Raw genomic sequence first — 20,828 nt, forward strand, 5'->3', positions numbered from 1 at the left:
GCTTGTTTGAAATATATAAAGCATGGAACCGTAAGTTTGTAGTTATTCTATGGGGGCTTGTCATCGTTTGTATGCTGGCCTCTTTACCTTTGGTATTTGAACGTAATAAGATGGAAGCTCAATTCAAAGATGTTGAATTCGTCATGGATTATCGTGATTTATTGGATATCTCTGTCTACCATACTAACCCAGGCAAATTTGTGGACGAGCAATTGGAGCAATTGAAACGTGCACAAGTCCCATCACTAGCTGTATATGAAAGCACACTGACTGAATTGGCAGAGAGCCGCCGAGTCGAGCTATATTCCTCGCATGAAGCTGCCGCACTTTTACAAAAGCCAGGCTTGCCTAATGAGAATTTTACTTATGTTTTATTTACGGAGCCGACATCACAGGAGCAGTTGCTAAACCTCATTCTTCCCGCCTTTAAAAAACTAAATGTGCCGGTTCATGAATGGTCCTACAATTCTAATAAAGGGCTCATTATCGAGATGCAATTGGATGAAGCCTCCATGAAGCCGATGGATCCTGATCCAGTTACTTTACAGATGCTGAAGGATAAGGGCTTTAATATTGTTATTCGTTTGTCGAATAGACGTGAATTTGTTGCAACGGAAATGGATCAGCTTTTAACTACGCTGACCACTAGTTATGGCGTGAAATCAATGATAGTCGATGGAGATGCTGCACCAGGCTTCATGAACGAAGGCAGATCATCGGAGAATATTGTTGAAATGGGCAATTTAATGACTAAGCATCATATGGGCTTAGCCATTATCGAGCCGCTAAACTTAAAATCAGCTCAACGTGGCGTCACTACACTTGCTAAACAAATGGATTATAATGTTTTTAGATTGCACTCCATATCCGAGCTCGATGCGGATAAACTGACAGAGAACATTCCAGAAAAAGATATAGAAGTACGGATTCGTGCGATTGCCGATCGAGTATCGCTTGCAGTCAAGGATCGCAACGTACGGATGGTGCTCTTGAATGCTAAGCCGTCGAAAAACCCTGGAAAAGCAACATTCACAGATCCTTTAAAGCCGCTTTTTGAAAGCTTGATGGGTGAAGAGGGTGCGCTTAACCAAATCCAGAATAACGGGTTTAGTCTAGGAGATGCACATTCGCTTGATTATCATCCAGCTTCGTGGCAGAAGAAGTTTAAGCCGTTTGCCATTGTTGGCAGCGTAGCTCTAATAGCACTACTGATAGCTGCATTCTTGCCTTATTTATTGCTTCCTATATTTGCGGTAGGTCTGCTTGGATCAGCCGCATTAAGCGTGCTTTCCTTATCTGTTTTGCAGCAGGTTCTAGCATTGGGAGTAGGTATTTGTGCGGTCAGCTTAGCGATCATTACCCTAATTAAAACCTTGCGTAAGCAATCAGCTAAACCAGCTGCTGAAACTACATCTTTCTCCAGTCGGCACGCACGTATTGCATTTCTCTATATACGGACTGCAGTCATTTCGTTGCTTGGTGCAATTTTCATAGTTAGTTTGTTGAACAACATTACGTATAACCTTGTGATCCAACAGTTCAAGGGAGTAAATATATTAGCTTTTGCACCGTTGTTAGTAACTGGACTTTACTTGCTATTATTTAGCGAGAGAATGTCTTATAAGCAAATAACAATGAAAGCTAAGCGGATTTTAAACTCGTCAGTCAGTGTTATATGGATCGTGGTTGCTGTATTATTCGTAGGCATCTCACTCTATTACTTATCAAGAACGGGCAATGAAGGAACTGCTTCTCCATTCGAACTAATGTTCCGTTCATTCTTAGAAAACACCTTAAAAGTGCGCCCGCGAACCAAAGAGTTCCTGATTGGCAATCCTTTACTAATTTTGGGGATCTATCTATGCTTTAAGGGCCGATTAAATGCACTATATCTAATTGTTATTGGAGTGATTGGACAAGCTTCATTAATTGGTTCCTTTACTCATTTACACACACCACTACTCATTTCGATGATCCGCGGAATCTATGGGATGGTTATAGGGGCATTCATTGCTTTGCTGTTGATTGGAATATGGGAACTATGCACAAGGAGTTGGAAACGGTGGGGTCATCTACTAAACGCATAATCATCTCCGGCTATTACGGGTTCAAAAATAGCGGGGATGAAGCTGTACTTCAGTCGATATTATTAGCTTTAGCGGCAGAGTCAGTTAAGCAAGGGATTACCATTGAACCTATTGTACTGTCCATAGATCCAGAGAGGACGTCGAGAACCTATGGTGTTCAGTCCGTGCATCGCATGAGATTAGCTCCAGTTCTTAAAGCTATCAGGCAAAGCCATGGATTGATCAGCGGTGGCGGGAGCTTGCTGCAGGATGCAACAGGACGCAAGAGCATTCCCTACTATTTGGGCATAATAAAGCTGGCGCAATGGTTAGGCAAGCCTACATTTATCTATGCGCAAGGAGTTGGGCCAGTTCAGAGCAAAACGTTCCATCCCTTTATTCGCTCTATCTTTCGCAAGTGTCGGTATGTTTCTGTTAGAGACGAAGAATCGGCTCAGCTATTACAACATATCGGGTTACCGCGAGAGCAGCTTGAAGTTGTACCGGACCCTGTAATGGGTCTGCCTCTTCAGGCTGGGGACGGATTAAACGTTAATACCTTAAGTGGTACTGATCCAAATATAGCAGGCGGAAGCAGCAAACCGATTATTGGCGTTTCTGTCCGAATCTGGAATGAGAATCGCTCTGAATTACATCAATTGGCGAAAAGCTTGCAGCTTATTCAGGCAGAGCGAGATGTACATATCTGTTTCTTGCCCTTTCATCTTCCAGGCGATATAGAGGCTTCACAAATAGTAATCGAACATATGCAGGCTGCTGGGAATGTTAGCATTGCTGAAGATTTGGTTCACCCCCAACAGATGCTGGCGGCAGTTAAGGCATGTGATTTGCTCATTGGCATGCGGCTTCATTCGCTAATTTATGCAGCTTCGCAAAGGGTTCCATTAATTGGAATTTCCTATGATCCGAAGATTGATCAATTCTTGCACCGACTAGATATGAAAGCCGCAGCTACCACTAATGAATTCATTCCAGAGGATCTGGCTGCAACCGCTATAGAACTGCTGACGGATAAGGGCCAAGTCGACTGGGTCGAAAGCAAAAAAGCGTCTATCACGAAGCTTCAAAGTGAAGCCCATCGTCCGGCGCAACAAATCGTTAACTATCTAGTATATAGAGGATGAAGATCAGTTGAATAACTCACATGTTTCAATTTATGGAATTCGGGTATCTAAATTAAATATGCAGCAAACTGTTGAGGGTCTGATCCAAGCGATTGAGAGTCGCCAAATCACGCAGGTGATAACAGCGAATCCTATCATGATAATGACCGCTTTGGAGCAACCTAAGTATATGGCTATGATGCAAAGAGCAGAGCTAATCGTGCCGGATGGTGCTGGCTTAGTCTGGGCTTTATCCTACGTGGGGAAACCAGTTGCGGGGAAAGTGGCTGGCATCGATTTGATGCACGAGCTATTCGCATTGGCTGAAGTAAAAGGCTGGCGTATTTTTTTATTGGGAACGTCACCAGAAATCATTCAAGTAACAGCTGGTAAGCTAAGAGAGCGTTATCCCAAGCTTCAGCTAGTTGGTGTTCGGGATGGATACTTTCAAGAGAATGAAGATGAAACGATCATTAATCAAATTCGCGAAGCAGCGCCTGATATTCTCTTAGTTGGAAGATCAGCAGACAAGCAGGAGCCATGGATCGATCGTTACAAAGAGCAGCTCGGAGTACCGATTATCATGGGTATTGGCGGCAGCTTTGATGTATTATCGGGCAAGCTAAAGCGAGCACCAAAGCTCTTCATTCGCTTACGCCTAGAATGGTTTTATCGGCTTATGCAGGAGCCTTGGCGGTACAAGAGAATGCTTCTACTCCCGAAATTCGTAGTGAAAGTGATTCGAGACAAAGGAAAGCTCCGATTATAGTGATAATAATCACGTATTTGGTCGCTATATACGGTTTTTTGCCAAAATTAGCGGTTGGTGTTCTCATTCTATAGAGCGTATAATTTGAAACGGTGTTACTTCGTAAGAGAAAGAAACATTAAGGGGATGTTCAATAAATGAATGTTTGGTTGTATGTGATCGGATTTATAGCTTCTTGTGCACTATCGGTCATCCTAACTCCAATCGTTAAGAAGTTTGCTTTTTGGGTCGGGGCGGTTGCCGTACCTAACCATCGCAGTGTTCATTCGAAGATCATGCCGCAATTGGGAGGCTTAGCCATATTCTTTGCCTTCATCGGGGCTTATTTCATAATAGCACCATTAACCGCAAGCTTTAATTTAAAAGTTGCTTTGGCTTTGCTCATAGGCGGTGCAATAATTGTATTGGTCGGGGCATTGGATGACCGCTTCGTATTGTCACCGAAGATTAAACTGCTCGGACAATTTGCTGCAGCTGGAGTTGTTGTATATTTTGGCTTAGCGGTTGATTTCGTGCACCTCCCATTCGGAGGACCCATCGATGTAAACCAATGGATCGGGATTCCGGTTACCATTCTCTGGATTGTCGGCGTTACCAATGCAGTCAATTTAATTGATGGATTGGACGGGCTTTCAGCAGGCGTTTCAGGAATTGCAACGGCTACCATAATGGTTTTGTCCATTATAATGGGCAATTACGGAGTTGCTTTAATCTGTGCGGTGCTTTTAGGAAGTATTGTAGGTTTTCTGTTCTTCAATTTCCATCCTGCTAAGATATTCATGGGCGATACAGGCGCATTATTCTTAGGCTTTGCATTAGCCACCTTATCGATTCTTGGGTATAAACAAGCTACCATTGTTTCACTAATCGTTCCGATCCTAATTCTGGGTGTTCCACTTTCAGACACTTTTATTGCAATCTTACGTCGAAAAATTAACAATAAACCTATTTTTGCCGCTGATAAAGGGCATCTGCATCATTGTTTAATGGGCCTTGGCTACTCCACACGCAAAACAGTGCTCATTATCTATGGTGTTTCAACCTTATTCGGATTATGTGCCGTATTGCTCTCACAGGCTACTCAATGGTGGACATTGGTTATCGTTGCTGTCATGTTCTTAATCATGGTGATATGCGCTGAAGCCATTGGAATCATCAGTAAAAACCGTAAACCGGTTATCTCCTTTATCCAAAGAGTTTTCTTTGGCGGAATCGCACTTTTCCGTGCAACCAAATAAGTCATAACTTCTATACACATCATGAAAGCCGTCCAACTGGGCGGCTTTTTATTTATTTCTATGCACAATATTGTGTCATTCGACTTAAATTCCATTTATTCGCTAAATTTTTCGCACCTTGTGACCGATAAAAAAAGTACATGTAATTTTGCAAGCCAATACAAGTCTATTCGATGTTGTAAGTGTTAGGGACCATTTTGAAGGAGGGGCTACAAACAGCTGAATGGGTTCAACCACATGAAATAGAATAATAACTAGCTTTATAAAAATATGCTTGCACATTAGGAGGAAATAATCTTGAAAACAAAAATTAGCAAATGGATGAGTTTATCTATCATTCTTACCATGCTTATAACGACATTAATACCATCTGCAGCTTTAGGGGCAGTTGCTCAAATTAATATAACCAGTTTGTATGCAATATCCAAAGCCAATTCGGTGCCGATTAAACCCGAAGAAGATTCTAAAGTGCAAAGATTTACTTCAGGAACAATTTCACTTTCAGCAACCATTCAGAATATTAGTGAAGATCAGATTAAAGAGATTTTCTATGTGGTTGAAAATTCTAATACAGGAATAATTAATACCAATACGAACAATAAAGCGGTTCATACGCCAGGCTCATTCGATATCACATTTAACAATGTGGCTCTAACAGATGGGCTTAACAAGGTTACGATTAAATACGGCAGCTCCAATGTGATAGCTTCTGCACCCGGATGGGCGTACTATACGGGAACGACGAGCATTTCCAATATGAGTATTAATAATCAGCCGTATGATGATACTAAGATATATCCGGATAACCCAGCTGCAGGAAGCACCTTAACTATTAAAGGCGATGTGACGAATGCAACATCTGTTCAAGCTTATGTGTTAGGGAATCCTAAGCCGAGAAATGCCTTCTTGAATGGCGGTTCATTTTTCTTTACAGCTGATGACAACAATAAGAACAATACGACTGCAACATTCGGACTAGAGCCAGGAGACAATCAATTAACTCTGGTATCGCAGAATACAACAAAATCCTTTCAAACTCAACGGAATTTAATTTATGACAACGGAAAACCCTTTGCCTATTCCACTAAGATACAAGCGGAAGATAATTCTAAATTGCCTGTCGGTCCGATCAAGGATTTAATTACTGTCCCGACAATTACAACCCAACATGCACAGGTTTCCTCGAAGCTTAAAGCTGACGTATCAGGAATTGGTGGTTCAGTTAAATATCGCTATGTTGATGTACTGGTTAACGGTATAATCTCAGGAACCTATGATTTGAATGGAGCTTCCTCTGCTACGCGCGTTATGAGTGTTACACCTGATCAATTGGTACAGGGATTCGCGGACACCCAGCTTTCACTAACGGGTACAGGCTTGGAGATTGGTGGATATACCCTAGTATTGGAAGACAAAACGGCCCAAGAAGTCAGGATGCCTGACGGAGTTTCATCCATTTTTGAGCCCACTCTTGAGGGTGCTGATTTGCCGCAAGTAATGAGTAAGGATAAACAAACTATCCTATACACCTTAAAAGCAGACGCAGGGCTTACTAACTCGAAATCACCTTATAAATTAACGGTCATGGACGGTCAGACTGTATTGAATACCTTTGCTATTACAGTGGGTCTACCATCACCGACCACACTTTTCACTCAAACAGAAGTGACCTTCCCTGATTTTGACACTAATCCAATAAATGAAGGCTATAATGATATAATTCAATCTTTAACCATTAACGGTATTACAACAAATTTTGATTCTAGAGCAGTGACCGTTGATGTCTTAAACTTAAACGGACAAGGCAATCCGCTTGCTACTTATACAGGTTTAAAGGATACAAGTGTCGATTTCAACATGCTTTCTGGCTTAAAAGAAGGCACATACAAAATGCGAGTTTCTTATTCCAGCAATAAGCTGGCAGAACGTTTCTTTAAAGTTGGAAGGCCAGCTCCTGCAGCTCCAACCACCAAAACACCTTCAACTCCATTAGTTTGGACTAATTTTAAAAGTGCAATACCTACATTGGCGGATTCAACTGCTACTTATTTTGCGGTAACGGGAACAAATCTTGCTACAGCACCTGAAGATATCGTAGATGGTTCAATTAAATTAACTGCAAATTTGACGGCAGGGCCACAGGTTACTTATAATGCAAGCAGTCAAAACCTAAGCTTAAGTGGAAATGATGCTACTGTTACATCTATTGTATACTCAATAGGTGCATCTGCTTCTAATGCTAGCGATGTGCTAAGTGCTGGATCCCCTTATAAAGGTCAATTAAAAATAGGTACAACTGTAGATATTGCAGATGGTCAGCATTTATCGATAGTTAGCTTGGATAGTGCGGGTCTGGTCATTGGGTACAATGACTATACTTATTCTCAAGCTAGTACACCACCTAATTTCGAGAATTCAGCTGCTGCCGATCCAGCAACTGTGATAACCACTACAGAACCAATAATCCCAGTCATTATGCAAGGCACCAGCATAATATTCAAAGTAGATAACACTTCAGATTCCGTATTCGATGATCTTAATGGAGTGACGTATAATTTAGAATTTGAACAAAAATTGCGGTATGCAGATGGTACACTTTCATCAACGGATACAGCTATTGTTAAAGCTCAAAAGGTAGGACGTACGCATGTCATAGTTCCCGTAGCATCCGGCAATATTGCCTACGATAGTCAATATATTACTAATTTAAGTCCGTCTCAGCTGAATAAAAGCGCTACTCAAAATACAGAAGACATTAAATTGGATGGAAATGATTTAAATGCAAATGTTAAGGTACAAGCCTTCTTTGAAGATGGGGCAAAGGTTGCTTTAGGATCAGGAACATTAACCAATGGAACTATTTCACCGGGTACGGTTATTAGTCACTTATCACCAACTTTAGCTCCAGGCAACTACATGCTTCGGGTCATGTATGGTATAAGCTCATCGTATACATTAGCTCAGTTTCCTTTTGTATTAGCTAATCCCAATTTAACTAAAATCTCACCTGCTTCTGCTGGCTCTGAGAATGTTGCAATTACTGCGTCTGGTACGGGCTTTGGACGAGATGAGACTAAGCTTAAGTTGAAATTCACCTATGATACAGATCCAACTGTGGTTATTTCACTTCAATCCGTGGTATCTAATTCTTTGCTTAAAGGCAGTGAAGCTAAGTTTATGGTTCCTGCAAATCTTGCACAAGGGACATACACTGTCACATTGCTTAATGATGGAATTCCTGCAGGAAGTACTTCCTATGTAGTCAATTCATCAGCCTCTTTGTTAAAGGAAAACCTTGAATTGTCTAGATCGGGGAGATATAAAGTCTTCGATTTCAAAGCAGATCTAAGTCTCAGCAACAGCAAGCTTCAAAGCGTTAAATTCCAATTCTACAATGTAGCAACGGATCGAGTGCTCTTGCAGCCGAGAACCTTCTTATTCAATTATATTGATTCCAGTCTTCCTTATGTGGATCATATAAGCAAGGGAGAGCTGTTAAGTGATTTCCCACTTTCATTAAACAGTGTTAATGAAATCAATGAACTTCCAGAAACTTTTAATATTTACGCCGACACGAATACGAATAAAGTCAATTTATATCTAGGTGATTCAATTAATGCACCGATATACAAAACTATTCACAAATCGACAGCAGGAGCATACAAAGAACTTAATACCCAATGGACAGCATCAGGACCTACTCAAGAGGGTCTAGCTGCCGAAGCAATTCCTGGAGAATTTAAATTAAATATCGGGGGGGCAGAGGATAGCTGGTTGCCAGGTGATAAGATAGTTATAGATAATATAACCTTTGTAGCCACAAATCTAACAGCCAACGCTAATAGCTTTGATGTTGGCGATGGTTCAGCCGGTGAAATAGCGCAAAACTTAGCTGCAGCATTACTTGGTAATCCAGCTATCAGTACTAAGTATTCGACAACTTATTCAGGTACTTCAGTGACATTTCAACAGAATGGCGGTTATGAATCCCCTATACAGCTCACTGTAACGGAATCTTCTGCTAGGGGAACAGCTAGTGTCTCAATAGAAACTCCCTACGAATCGGTTACATTAGGCGCATTTAAGACAACAGTAATGGGTTCAGCTGGAGATGCTGATTCCATTACAGTTACTGTTGATAAAGGGGGCCTGACGCTTCCTATTACCAGCGATCCTATAGCTGTAAAAGGAAAAAATGCCGATCAAGTAGCATCCAGTATTGCAGCAAGATTGAATCAGATTGGGATTGGCAGCTATACCGTTTCCAACCCGTCTGGAACTAGCGATATCATTTTTAAACAAACGCATGCCTTTAGTCTTTCTCAAGAAAGTTTAGAGTTTACAATTAATGGAGGCTATCATGTTTTTGTTGTTAATATAAGCGGTCTTCCTAATGGACCAACTCAGATAACAGCAGTACCAAGTACAGTAGATGATGCAACAAAGCCTGCTAAATTAGGTGAAAATTTGGTTGGTCAAAGAACATATGATTTGAACATACTAAGTACGCCATATGTTATTTTGGATAATTTATATAATGGTTTAATTCTTAAAGATGACCCAAGTACTATAGCTGTAGAAGATCAGACGAATCTATTGACTTGTAACGAGAATTCTAAGGATAGCTGTTTTTCCGGTCGTTTGGTTAATGTGCCAGAGACTGAATTTTCTAATGTTGAAGTAAGCATTAATGGCGTGAAATCTAATTTGCGAAACCCATTGGATTTTGATCCTTTGCCGCCGCTTGGTAAATTCACCTTTCAATTTGGCCCTAATTCAACAGCATCTGAAAGACAACAAGCACTCACAGAAGGTAAAAATACGATTAAGTTCTCCATTTACAGCAGTGGCAAGCTTGTGGCTGTCAATAGTTTTGATGTCTTTATCTTATTAAGCTCAGGCCCTTCGTTTGTTACGCTTAAGCCTGATGAAACTATAATTAACGCAAATTTAGTTAAATATGTGGCGACTGCTAAAGTAGATAATTATGCCACCAGTGAAACACAGGTTGCTTTTATCGGACAGATTGCCAATGCAACGGATATCAAGCTTACTGTCAAAACCGTAGACGAGACCGGGCAAATCGTAGCTAATTACGATCGACGTTATGACCTATACAATGGATCAACATTTGGTACACTAGATCCGGTTGACAACAATCCATTGTATCTTGATATAGATGGAAGTACGGGTATATTTACAACAAGATCAATTGAATTAGCTAAGAAAGGGAATACTACCTTTGAATTTGCAATCACCAATTCAACACAACAAACAGTCGTTCGCACGGTAACAATAATACGAGAGCCACAAACCTATCGTATCATTAAGCCGCAGCTTACCTTAACACCAGCTAAAAAGCTGCAGGCCAATATCAATTCCAATTACATTGAAATTGAAATGGAAGCAGAAGGGGCAGATAAAGTTACCTTCGGTAAGGATGAGGCAGTTGCAAGGCAGGTCCCAGATATTAATAATAGCAATTCCTTAGTGACTCGTTACTTTTATGAAGCCAAAGGGTTAAAGGCGGGTGCGAACAACATCAGCTTTACAGTTGTAAAGGGAGATGTAACGACCAAACAATCCTTTATTCTGTTTAATGCCGATACTCCAATAGAAGGAGCCCAATTTAAAACCCTTCTAAAAAATAAGCTGAATGCCTTTAATAGTGAGGTTCAACTTTCATTCCCGGCCAATACAAATTTATTGCGGAATGACACAACGTTAGTTAATCAATTTATCTCCACCAATCGTTCCATCCTGTTTGGAATTGCCAGCAGTAAGGATGGCCGCGTCGATAAGATCTTGCATCCATCAGGTGATGATGCACAGATAGGTAATCCTAATCCGGAAATTGACACGAATTTAGCAGCATATCTGGATACACCCCTTCATTTTAGAGCAGCTAGTAAATTGTATTGGCTTGATGCAGGAACAATTTCCTCTAATGAAACCGATATGAATAAGGCTCTGAACGGAACAGGCCAAGATCCATATGACACTGAAAACTTCAATAGCCGTGCAATTTCTGACTTGGTTGTGCCTTCCAAGCGAGGTACTTTGACATTGAAGTATGATCCGAATATTCGTAATGATTCATGGAAGTACCTAACCGTTTATCATTATGATATTTACGAGGACTACACAGGTTCAATTCAATATCATTGGAAGAACCTTGGCGGTGTAGTGGATACATCTAAACATACGATTACAGTACCATTCGATACCTTCGGCTATTATCAAGTCATGTACATGAACCAAAGCTTTGATGATGTAACGGGGCATGGATGGGCAAGAAATCAAATCGATACTTTGTTCTCCAAAGGGATAATGTTGAATAAAGACGAAACAATGTTTCAACCAGAGGATCCGATTAGTCGAGGTGAGTTTGCTACACTTCTAGTGAAAATTTTCGACTTCCCTCTGCAATATTCCGAATCACCAACTTTTGATGATGTATATCGTAAGGATCCCTCAACTAATGGGCTTTATGACTACATGAGTATTGAAACAGCAGCAAAGGTCGGTATTGTACGTGGAGGAGGACAACGACTGTTCTCTCCAAGCGCTACTATAACAAGAGAAGATGCTGCAACTATGATCGCCAGAGCAGCTAATCTTAAGCTTGGAACTGATACCGATAAATCACTTGTGACTTTACAGAAGGCATACACAGATGCAAATTCAATAAGCATTTATGCACGTACTTCTATAGAAGCAGTCACTAAAGCGGGCTTAATTAATGGGATAGCCAATGTTCTAATAGAAGGTCAGAAGAAACAAAGCTTCCGTTATGACCCAGGCGCTACATTAACCCGTGCAGAAGCCGCACAGGTCTCCATTCAAGTATTGAAGCAACAAAAGAAAATACCTAAATAATTGATTCAAATTAGGACTTACCATACACCTCAGATCGGGACCTGCTATAGGTTCGGTCCGAGGTGTGTTTTTGTAATTAGGATGTTTCATTATCTATTAGAAGGTTTAAGTATTAGATTGTAGCCCATAATTGCTTGGTAAAATCTGCGGCATGACAGTAATAGGCTCGTCAGTATATACTAACTTTTGTGGAAACATATATACGAGATGATATATTAAAAAATCTTTTATCACATCCGCAACTTTTTTCGAAACTGTGCGTTTAATACTGTGAAACCAACAGGGAGTGGTGATCAGTAATGATCAAGAAGGATATTCCTCCCAAAATATATCTTTACGACGATTCGGTGCCCATGTATAATGTTTAAGTGTGGCATAAGTGCCTCTAGTTTGTTTTCTTTTTGTTTACTAGTTTCTGTCGCTTACGGGCGTTCAGATACATCAAATAGATATTTCGCTCAACTCTGGAAAGGGGGTGAATCAACAATGAGGGAATCGAGCTCAAATTTAGTACCTAGCAACTCTCAAAAACTAAACAAGATTCAAGGAGGAGACAAAAAGGTTATGAAAAAAAGTTTATCACTTATATTAGCATTGGCTTTGGTTTTCACAATGTTTGCTTCCGTGGTTTCAGCAGCGGATCCAGTAGCACCAGCAGCAACACCAACACCGGTGACTGCAACAGTTTACACACCAGAAACAGCATTTGAAGCATTAAAAGCAGCAGGTATCGTTGAAGGTGACCCAGTTAAAGGCGCTGACCTTACTGGTAACCTAACTCGTGCACAATTCGCAAAAGTAATCGCTAAGCTTTGGGAATTAAAAGAATTACCAGAAGGATCAACTGTTTACAGTGACCTTTCAGGAGCAGGTTGGGCAGCTGGTTACATCGGCGCAGCAACTAAAGCAGGATTGCTTAACGGAGTAGGCGGCGGTAAGTTCAACCCGTCAGGCAACGTTAAACTTGAAGAAATCGCTAAAGTAATCGCAACTGGCTTTAAACTTCCTGCAGTAGCATATGCTGGTACTGGTAAAGTATCAACTTGGGCTAAAGGATATGTAGGAGCTGTAGTTGGAGCTAAGTTGGTTGATGATTCAGCTGACTTCACAAAAGCTGCAAAACGCAGTGAAATCTTCACAATTGGTATCAAAGGTTATGTAGCATACCAAGCATCAAAAGGACCAGTCGCAACACCAACACCAACTCCAGCTGCATTTGCACTTAGTGCAGTTGCATCAAGCACTAATACATCTGTAAAAGTAACTTTGAAAGATGCAGTTACTGCAGTTGATAAATCACAATTCGCAATTCAAAGCTTTGCAAAAGTAGACTTGGCAGTATCTGCTGCTACATTAAGCGCTGACGGTAAAGTGGTTACACTTACTACAGCAGCTCAAAAAGCTTATGGAGCTTATACATTAACTGCAGGCGGCAAATCAAAAACTTTTGTTGGTCTTCCAGTTGATACAACAAAAGCAACATTTACAGGCGCTACTGATACTTATGTATCATACGTTGTAACTTTCAACGAAGAAGTAAGTGCAGCAACAGCAACTAATGTAGCTAACTACAAAATCGATAACAGCTTAACAGTAGTAAAAGCTGCTCTTGATGCTACAGGTAAAATTGTTACTCTTACAACTTCAGCTCAATCAGTAGGAGTTGTTTATGGCTTGACAGTATCAGGAGTAGCTGATCTTTCAGGAAACGTAATTGATTCCGCAACTGTATACTTTGGTGGTCTTGCAAAAGATACAGTAAACCAAACAGTATATTCACTTACTGTTATGGATTACAACAAAGTAGTAGTAGTATTTGGTAAAAAAGCAGATCCAGTATCTGCAACAAACGTAGCTAACTATGTTCTTGACAACAACTTGACTGTATTGAAAGCAGAAATTGATACTGTAGATACAACTGGTAAAACAGTTAATCTTACAACATCAGATCAATCAGTAGGAATTGTTTACAAAATCGTAATCAGCAATGTTAAAGATACTTTGGATAACAACATCGACACAGTAACTAACACTAAATACTTTGGTGGTATTGCTAAGGATCTTGGCAAACCGGTAGTAGATTCAGTTCAAGTAACTGATAATACTAAAGTAACAGTAACTTTCAGAAAAGCAGTTGAAGTAGCTTCAGCAACAAACGTTGCTAACTACACGCTTGACAATTCATTAACAGTAACAAAAGCAGAGCTTAACGCTGCGGGTACAGTTGTATCACTTACAACATCAGCTCAATCAGTAGGTATCGTTTATGGTCTTACTGTTGCTAATGTTAAATCTGCATTAGGTACTACTATGGACAGCGTTACTAACTACTTTGGTGGTATTGCTAAAGACGTAGCGGCTCCTACAATTACGGTAGCAACTTCAACAGGAGATACTAAATTAACTATTCAATACGGTGAAAAAGTAGATCTTGAAACAGCTACTACATTAACAAACTATAGCTTTGATGGTGACCTTGGTTATCCAATCGGAGCAACTCTTGACACAGATGGTACTAACATGATTGTAACTTTAACTACAGCTCCTCAAACAGCTGGTAAAGTTTACAACGTTACAGTAACTGGTGTTGCTGATCTTAACGCTAATGCTACAGCAGCAGTTGTTAAATCATTCGTTGGTAAAGCAACTTCAACAGCATCCGTTATCAAATATGTTGGAGCATCAGTTGTAGATTATAATACAGTTGATTTATTGTTCGACAACGAAGTGACAGATGCAGCAATTACAAATCTTTCAGTTACTCCAAACATTACAGTATCAAATTTAATTTACAAAGCAATTATTCAAGCTAATAAGAAAATTGTAAGAGTTCAATTTGCAATTAATAACGGAAATGCAAATCCTAACTTGTTTGCTCAAGGTCAGGTATATACAGCTGCAGTTGCAGGTGTAACTGGGTTGGATTCATCAACAACTGCTGTTAACATCAGATCTTTTGGTGGAACTTCAATAGCTAACGCATTACCTGAAATTAAAACAGCAATTCCAGTTGATAGCACTAGTGTTAAAGTAATCTTCACAGAGCCTGTTAAGAACATTAACAATAATACATTTACAGTAAATGGATTACCAACAACCACTTCAGTAGCAACAACTGGTGATGTAGTAACAGAAGCAATTCTTTATTACACACCAGCTACTGCACAAGGTACAATTAATAACTTGGAATTAATAACTGCATTCTCAGACGCAGCAGGATATAATTTCGCAGTTGCTTCAGTTTCTGGAGCTAAAGTTATTAAGACATTTGGTGGAACTAACGTAGTAAACGTTGCTCCAACAATTGTAACTACAATCCCTGTTGATAAATACAACTTTAAAATCATCTTTAGCGAAGCAGTTAACGGTACTGATGCAAAAAATGCAACTTATACTATTACTGGTGGTACTGTAACACTTCTTACTTACAGCAAATCTTTAGATGATGATGGTAAAACATTAAATGTCCGCTTAAATGCTGCAGGTGGAGCACTTTCAAGCGGTACGGTATATACAGTTAATGTTGCAACAGGTTCTGTAATCCATGATTTGTCAGGCTTAACATTAGATACGGCTGCAACTGCTAACACGAAACAATTAGGCGGTTCATCACTTGATAATGCTAAACCAACAATCTCTGGTGTTTCAGTTAACAACAAAGTTCTTACAGTAACATTCAGCGAAGATATTCGTAATACAACTTTTGTTCCTTCAGACTTTACAATCACTAAAGCAGATGGAACTGTTGTTACTGGTAATGTTGCTTGGGTAGATAGCAAAACAGTAACAATCACACTTGCAACTGCTCTTACATCACAAATTGCTAAAATTCATGCTAATGCTACAATTACTGATCTTAATGGTCAATCTGCAGTATCAGACGATTTACAATTTGGTGTTCAATAATCTTTAATAATTAGTTTGAACGAAAAAGGCCCGGTTTATTCGGGCCTTTTTTGTATTTTATAAACATTTCATTATTTTTCTAATTTACATATGTTGAATCCGCAACAAATGACATATTTCGACGTCTTAATGGTAAGATAGAATAAAAAAGAGGAGGCCCAATTTTGAAGAAGATGATTGTAATATTTGCAACACTAATCTCACTAATAGCATTACCTTTTATGTCCTATGCATTAGAAACAACGGTGGATGGTAAGGCAGGTGCGCTGAACAAGCTTGCTATTCTCCAAGGAGATGGCATTAACTTTAATCTGACTGGACAATTGAAACGAAGTGAAGCCATTACGTTTATCGTTAGAATCATGGGCGAGGAAGCTAATGTAAAAACAAATGCAGCTAAATATACAACAAATACCTTTAGTGACGTAAAAGCTACAGATTGGTTTGCTGCTTATGTAGGATTCTGCAAGGAAAAAAACCTATTGGCTGGTTTTCCAGATGGTGCGTTTCATCCTAACGATCCCATTAGTGAAAAAGCTTTTTTAAAGCTTGTTTTAGGTGCGTTGGGTTATATTATTGATAAGAACTTTGTTTGGGATACCATTTATGAGTCTTCTTTTAACTTAGGAGTAGTGAGTGATGTAAAATATAAAACTCAAGATGCAGATAATACTCAATATTTGAGGTCTGACGTTGTTGAGGTGCTTTATAACTCATTAAAAATTAATATCAATGGATTAAAGAAATCAATCATTCAATCTCTCATAGAAAAGAATGTGGTAACTCAAGCAACTGCAGTTCAATTAGGATTGGTTAACGAAATCATACCAACCACCATTAATAAGATTGAAGTTTTAAATCAAGCGAATCTTAACGTCACATTAAACAAGACGGTCAGTTTAATAGGCAATAGCGATATTGTTATATATGAAACGGACAATAAAAGCAATTTGCTCACGGCATCTGTAACTTCACAGGTATATAGTGTTATCAGTATCAATACTTCAACTCAGATTCCGGACAAAAGCTATACTTTAGAGGTTACTACAACGGATGATAGTAAGAATATAAGTAAAGTAACGGCAGTCTTTAAAGCACTTCCAATTACTGAGATCAAATCCGATTATTTTAGAATAAGTAAGATTGAGACAGTAAGTAAGAATATATTAAATGTTTACTTTACACAGCCAATCATTAACAATGAAGCAGCTTTGCCAGTTTACTATGATATTTATAAGAATAATAGCCTTTATGTAAAAGGTAGTAAAAATAATATGACGGTAAATGTACTTGCAAGTAATAACAATGCGGTTAGCGTCTACTTGAAAAATGCATTGATTTCAGATGATGCGCTATATAGCCTGAAAATTAGCGGTGATATCAGCAGTGCTTATGGTGTTCAACTAAATGATGGTGTTGGAGATAGTGTTATCTTTACAGGGCAGAAGTTAGAAAATCCAGAATTAAAAGTCAATCGTGTCTTTGCTTTGGATTCCAAAACATTGAATATTGAATTTAACAAGGATATAGATGAAAGGACTGCTGAACAAACTAATAACTATGTGATTACACATCCAAACGGTACTGTTCTTCCTGTTAGTAAAGCTGTAATGTCTGCAGCAGGTAAAGGTAAAATGGTTCAACTGACGATTACCACGACTTTTGATCCTGCAGTTAACTACTTATTAAAAATGAGTACTATTGAGGACTTATTAAAAATTTCTACAATTCAGGATCTAAGCACCTCATTCTCAGGCAAAGCAATTTCCGATTTAAAAACTTTTAAAATTAATAGTATTGCTGCCACTGATAAAGCGACATTACAGGTTAGCTTTGATAGAAAACTCGATAGTAATATCGCAAATAACGCTCCATACTATTTGATTACTGGTATAACGGATCCAAACTATATTACTATTCCTAATAAAGTTTATGTTAATCCACAGGACTACTCTAAATTAACGCTTTATTTTGCTGCAGGTAATGAATTTATTGCTTCAAATTTATATAAGCTTAAAGTACTGAATGTTGTACCTGACGAATTAGGGAATATTTCTACTTTAGATACTATATCAGTACCGTTTACGGGTTCTAGTAATATGGATATAAAACCCACGCTTACAGAAGCTATTATTATTGGTAAAGATACTATTAAAATTAAAAGCTCCAAAGAGCTTCTTGATAATGGTAATAACTTAACGTTAAATAACTATTCATTGGAATTGAAGGATGGGAAAAACACATTTATTCTTAAAACACCTTATAGTGTTACCTTATACGACGCCACTACTTTGATACTTCAATTCGATAATCTTGACTTAACAAAGAGTTATACTTTTAAATTCAACTCATTAACGGATATTACAGGTTTAAATGTAAGATCTGCAGCTGACGGCAAGAATTCTATAATTCTAAAGAATGGTGAAAATCATGGATAAAAAGAAGATTTTTACCGTATTACTTGGAGCTTCCTTGCTATTCTTAGTATTTACTTATTACACGACTAGCGCTGATGGTGCAGCTATACAACCCGGTTCTGTTAACGATCCAGCAGTGACCAAGAGTTATGTGGATGAACAGGTGAAGCTTCAGGTGGCGGCACAAATCAAAGACCAGGCAAATAAAGATGTTTCAGCGCAAATTGAGGAATTAAAGAAGGCTATAGCAGCTTTAAGTGGCGGCAAGGGGACTAGTTCAGATTTAACTGTGGTTCAGCTTGCACCAGGACAAACCTTGATGGCTGAGGCCGGTAGTGAGGTAATTGTGCGTAATGGTTATGTCACTGCTGTTAGCAACGATGGTAATGGGATTCCTGATGTTACAGGGGGTAAAGATATTGCAGTGAATGCAGCCATTGCAACGAATCATTTGCTGATTTTCCCAACGGATAAAAGAGGGGTAAAACCAGATCCTAAGAAAACCGACACCATTTTCCTAATGGTACGCGGTGAGTATAAGCTGATTAGTGGAAGTGGAGCGGTAAAGGCCACTCCTTCGCCTACGCCAATAGCTACACCAGATGCAACGCCAACTGCTACTCCAACAGCTGTTCCAACCGCAGGTTCAACTAATGCACCAGTGATTTCTCCTTAATTTTACCCTTTGTGACAAAATTCTATTCGTCTTAGATTCCTGCCTAAAGCCATACTAAGGTTACACCATTAACGAGGAGGTGAAACCATAATGGCTAGAGGAAGTAAAGCTAAGGTTGTTCCAGAATCGAAAAACGCATTGGATATGTTAAAGTACGAAATTGCCGCTGAATTAGGTTTGCCAGTAGGGAAAAGCTATCTAAGCAAACTTGATGTCAACACAGAGTTTGCATCTGAGTTAGGTTCTATCCAAGCTTCAAGTTTACATGAAGATTATTGGGGACATATATCCTCAAGAGATTCTGGAGCTGTAGGTGGAACAATTACACAAAGATTGATTCAACGGGCAGAAGAAACGCTATTTTCTATAAAATAATTCCTCACTAAATAAACACCGCCAAACGTAGATAATCTATGATTGGCTGGTGTTTTTTTATGCGGATAATTATTGTTAAGATTTTGGTTCAAGGGACCGAAAAAATTGACACTACCCGACAAATCAAGTACCATAATCTGTAGAATAAATTGGGGAGGTCGAGGATATGACGACTTCAAACGCTAAGCGTTTGTTTACATCAGAATCAGTGACGGAGGGTCATCCGGATAAAATATGCGATCAAATTTCGGATGCTGTATTGGATGCATTTTTAGAACAGGATCCTAATGCGCGTGTTGCCTGTGAAGTAGCCGTTGCTACCGGTCTGGTTTTGGTTATTGGAGAGATTAGCAGTAAAGCAGATTACGTGGATATTGCGGCAATTGCACGCAAAACAATTAAAGAAATTGGTTATACTCGTGCTAAGTTCGGTTTTGACTCCCAGACTTGCGCTGTACTGGTTTCTTTGAACGAACAGTCAGCTGATATTGCCCAAGGGGTAGATCAAGCGTTAGAAGCCCGTGAAGGCGATATGACGGACGAGCAGATCGAAGCACTAGGTGCAGGAGATCAAGGTTTAATGTTTGGTTTTGCAGTTAATGAGACACCTGAGCTAATGCCGTTGCCAATTGCACTTGCACATCGTATTGCACGCCGTTTAGCAGAAGTTCGCAAGAATGGTACATTAAGCTACCTTCGTCCAGACGGTAAAACGCAAGTAACCGTTGAATATGAAGGCGATACACCGGTTCGTGTTGATACCATTGTTGTTTCCACACAGCATGCAGAAGAAATTACATTAGAGCAGATCAAACAGGATATTCATGAACACGTGATTAAACCTGTTGTTCCAGCTGAATTATTGGATGCAGCAACCAAATATTTTATTAATCCTACGGGTCGGTTTGTAATTGGTGGACCGCAAGGGGATGCAGGGCTAACTGGGCGTAAAATCATCGTAGATACTTACGGCGGATATGCGCGTCATGGCGGCGGCGCTTTCTCGGGTAAAGATCCAACTAAGGTAGACCGTTCTGCAGCTTATGCTGCTCGTTATGTAGCGAAGAATGTAGTTGCTGCTGGTTTAGCGGATAAAGTAGAAATTCAATTGGCTTATGCTATTGGAGTTGCACGTCCGGTATCTATCGCAGTTGATACATTTGGTACTGGTAAAGTCAGCGAAGCTAAGCTTGTTGAAATTATTGGCAAGAACTTTGATTTGCGTTCGGCTGGGATTATCAAGGAATTGGATCTTCGTCGTCCGATTTATCGTCAAACAGCGGCTTATGGACATTTTGGCCGTTTGGATGTAGATCTTCCTTGGGAAAGAACAGACAAAGCGGACAAGCTTAAAGCAGATGCGTTTGCATAAGCCTCG

10 protein-coding genes are annotated in these 20,828 nt (G+C 39.6%); all 10 read left to right on the forward strand.

What is annotated here, in order from left to right:
* The first annotated feature begins 2 nt into the window (after positions 1-2).
* Positions 3-2,087 (forward strand): DUF5693 family protein, encoded by a 2,085-nt coding sequence (locus tag EHS13_RS00445; protein WP_155698335.1) that lies wholly within the window; start codon positions 3-5, stop codon positions 2,085-2,087.
* Complete coding sequence (gene csaB, locus EHS13_RS00450; protein WP_193571470.1) at positions 2,063-3,211, forward strand: polysaccharide pyruvyl transferase CsaB; 1,149 nt, start codon at positions 2,063-2,065, stop codon at positions 3,209-3,211. Before EHS13_RS00445 ends, csaB begins: the two co-directional genes overlap by 25 nt.
* Positions 3,212-3,269: 58 nt before the next feature.
* Positions 3,270-3,959, forward strand: coding sequence for a WecB/TagA/CpsF family glycosyltransferase (locus EHS13_RS00455; protein WP_155705168.1), 690 nt, complete (start codon positions 3,270-3,272; stop codon positions 3,957-3,959).
* 137 nt (positions 3,960-4,096) lie between these two features.
* Positions 4,097-5,197, forward strand: coding sequence for a glycosyltransferase family 4 protein (locus tag EHS13_RS00460; protein WP_155698339.1), 1,101 nt, complete (start codon positions 4,097-4,099; stop codon positions 5,195-5,197).
* Positions 5,198-5,494: 297 nt separating this feature from the next.
* Positions 5,495-12,076: an S-layer homology domain-containing protein gene (locus tag EHS13_RS00465; protein WP_155698341.1), complete on the forward strand. Its 6,582-nt coding sequence runs from the start codon at positions 5,495-5,497 to the stop codon at positions 12,074-12,076.
* Between the two features lie 564 nt (positions 12,077-12,640).
* Positions 12,641-15,982 (forward strand): S-layer homology domain-containing protein, encoded by a 3,342-nt coding sequence (locus EHS13_RS00470; RefSeq protein ID WP_162462912.1) that lies wholly within the window; start codon positions 12,641-12,643, stop codon positions 15,980-15,982.
* 173 nt (positions 15,983-16,155) lie between these two features.
* A complete protein-coding gene (locus tag EHS13_RS00475) occupies positions 16,156-18,420 on the forward strand; it encodes an S-layer homology domain-containing protein (protein ID WP_227013983.1) in 2,265 nt (754 codons plus the stop codon).
* The gene (locus tag EHS13_RS36500; protein WP_227013733.1) at positions 18,401-19,075 is read left to right on the forward strand and encodes a hypothetical protein; all 675 of its coding nucleotides are present in this window, start codon (positions 18,401-18,403) and stop codon (positions 19,073-19,075) included. Before EHS13_RS00475 ends, EHS13_RS36500 begins: the two co-directional genes overlap by 20 nt.
* Before the next feature lie 90 nt (positions 19,076-19,165).
* A complete protein-coding gene (locus tag EHS13_RS00485; protein ID WP_155698347.1) occupies positions 19,166-19,450 on the forward strand; it encodes an alpha/beta-type small acid-soluble spore protein in 285 nt (94 codons plus the stop codon).
* A 166-nt stretch (positions 19,451-19,616) separates the two neighbouring features.
* Positions 19,617-20,822, forward strand: a complete 1,206-nt coding sequence (gene metK / locus EHS13_RS00490; RefSeq protein ID WP_155698349.1) for a methionine adenosyltransferase — start codon at positions 19,617-19,619, stop codon at positions 20,820-20,822.
* Positions 20,823-20,828 lie beyond the last annotated feature (6 nt).

This window comes from Paenibacillus psychroresistens, assembly GCF_009728935.1.
GTDB classification, from domain to species: domain Bacteria; phylum Bacillota; class Bacilli; order Paenibacillales; family NBRC-103111; genus Paenibacillus_AC; species Paenibacillus_AC psychroresistens.

What these genes read in the sequence shown, in the direction of transcription:
- EHS13_RS00485 (WP_155698347.1), top strand. Translation starts at nt 19,166, where the DNA reads ATGGCTAGAGGAAGTAAAGCTAAGGTTGTTCCAGAATCGAAAAACGCA.
- EHS13_RS00475 (WP_227013983.1), top strand. Translation starts at nt 16,156, where the DNA reads ATGATTGTAATATTTGCAACACTAATCTCACTAATAGCATTACCTTTT.
- EHS13_RS36500 (WP_227013733.1), top strand. Translation starts at nt 18,401, where the DNA reads ATGGTGAAAATCATGGATAAAAAGAAGATTTTTACCGTATTACTTGGA.
- EHS13_RS00455 (WP_155705168.1), top strand. Translation starts at nt 3,270, where the DNA reads ATGCAGCAAACTGTTGAGGGTCTGATCCAAGCGATTGAGAGTCGCCAA.
- EHS13_RS00460 (WP_155698339.1), top strand. Translation starts at nt 4,097, where the DNA reads ATGAATGTTTGGTTGTATGTGATCGGATTTATAGCTTCTTGTGCACTA.
- EHS13_RS00470 (WP_162462912.1), top strand. Translation starts at nt 12,641, where the DNA reads ATGAAAAAAAGTTTATCACTTATATTAGCATTGGCTTTGGTTTTCACA.
- metK (WP_155698349.1), top strand. Translation starts at nt 19,617, where the DNA reads ATGACGACTTCAAACGCTAAGCGTTTGTTTACATCAGAATCAGTGACG.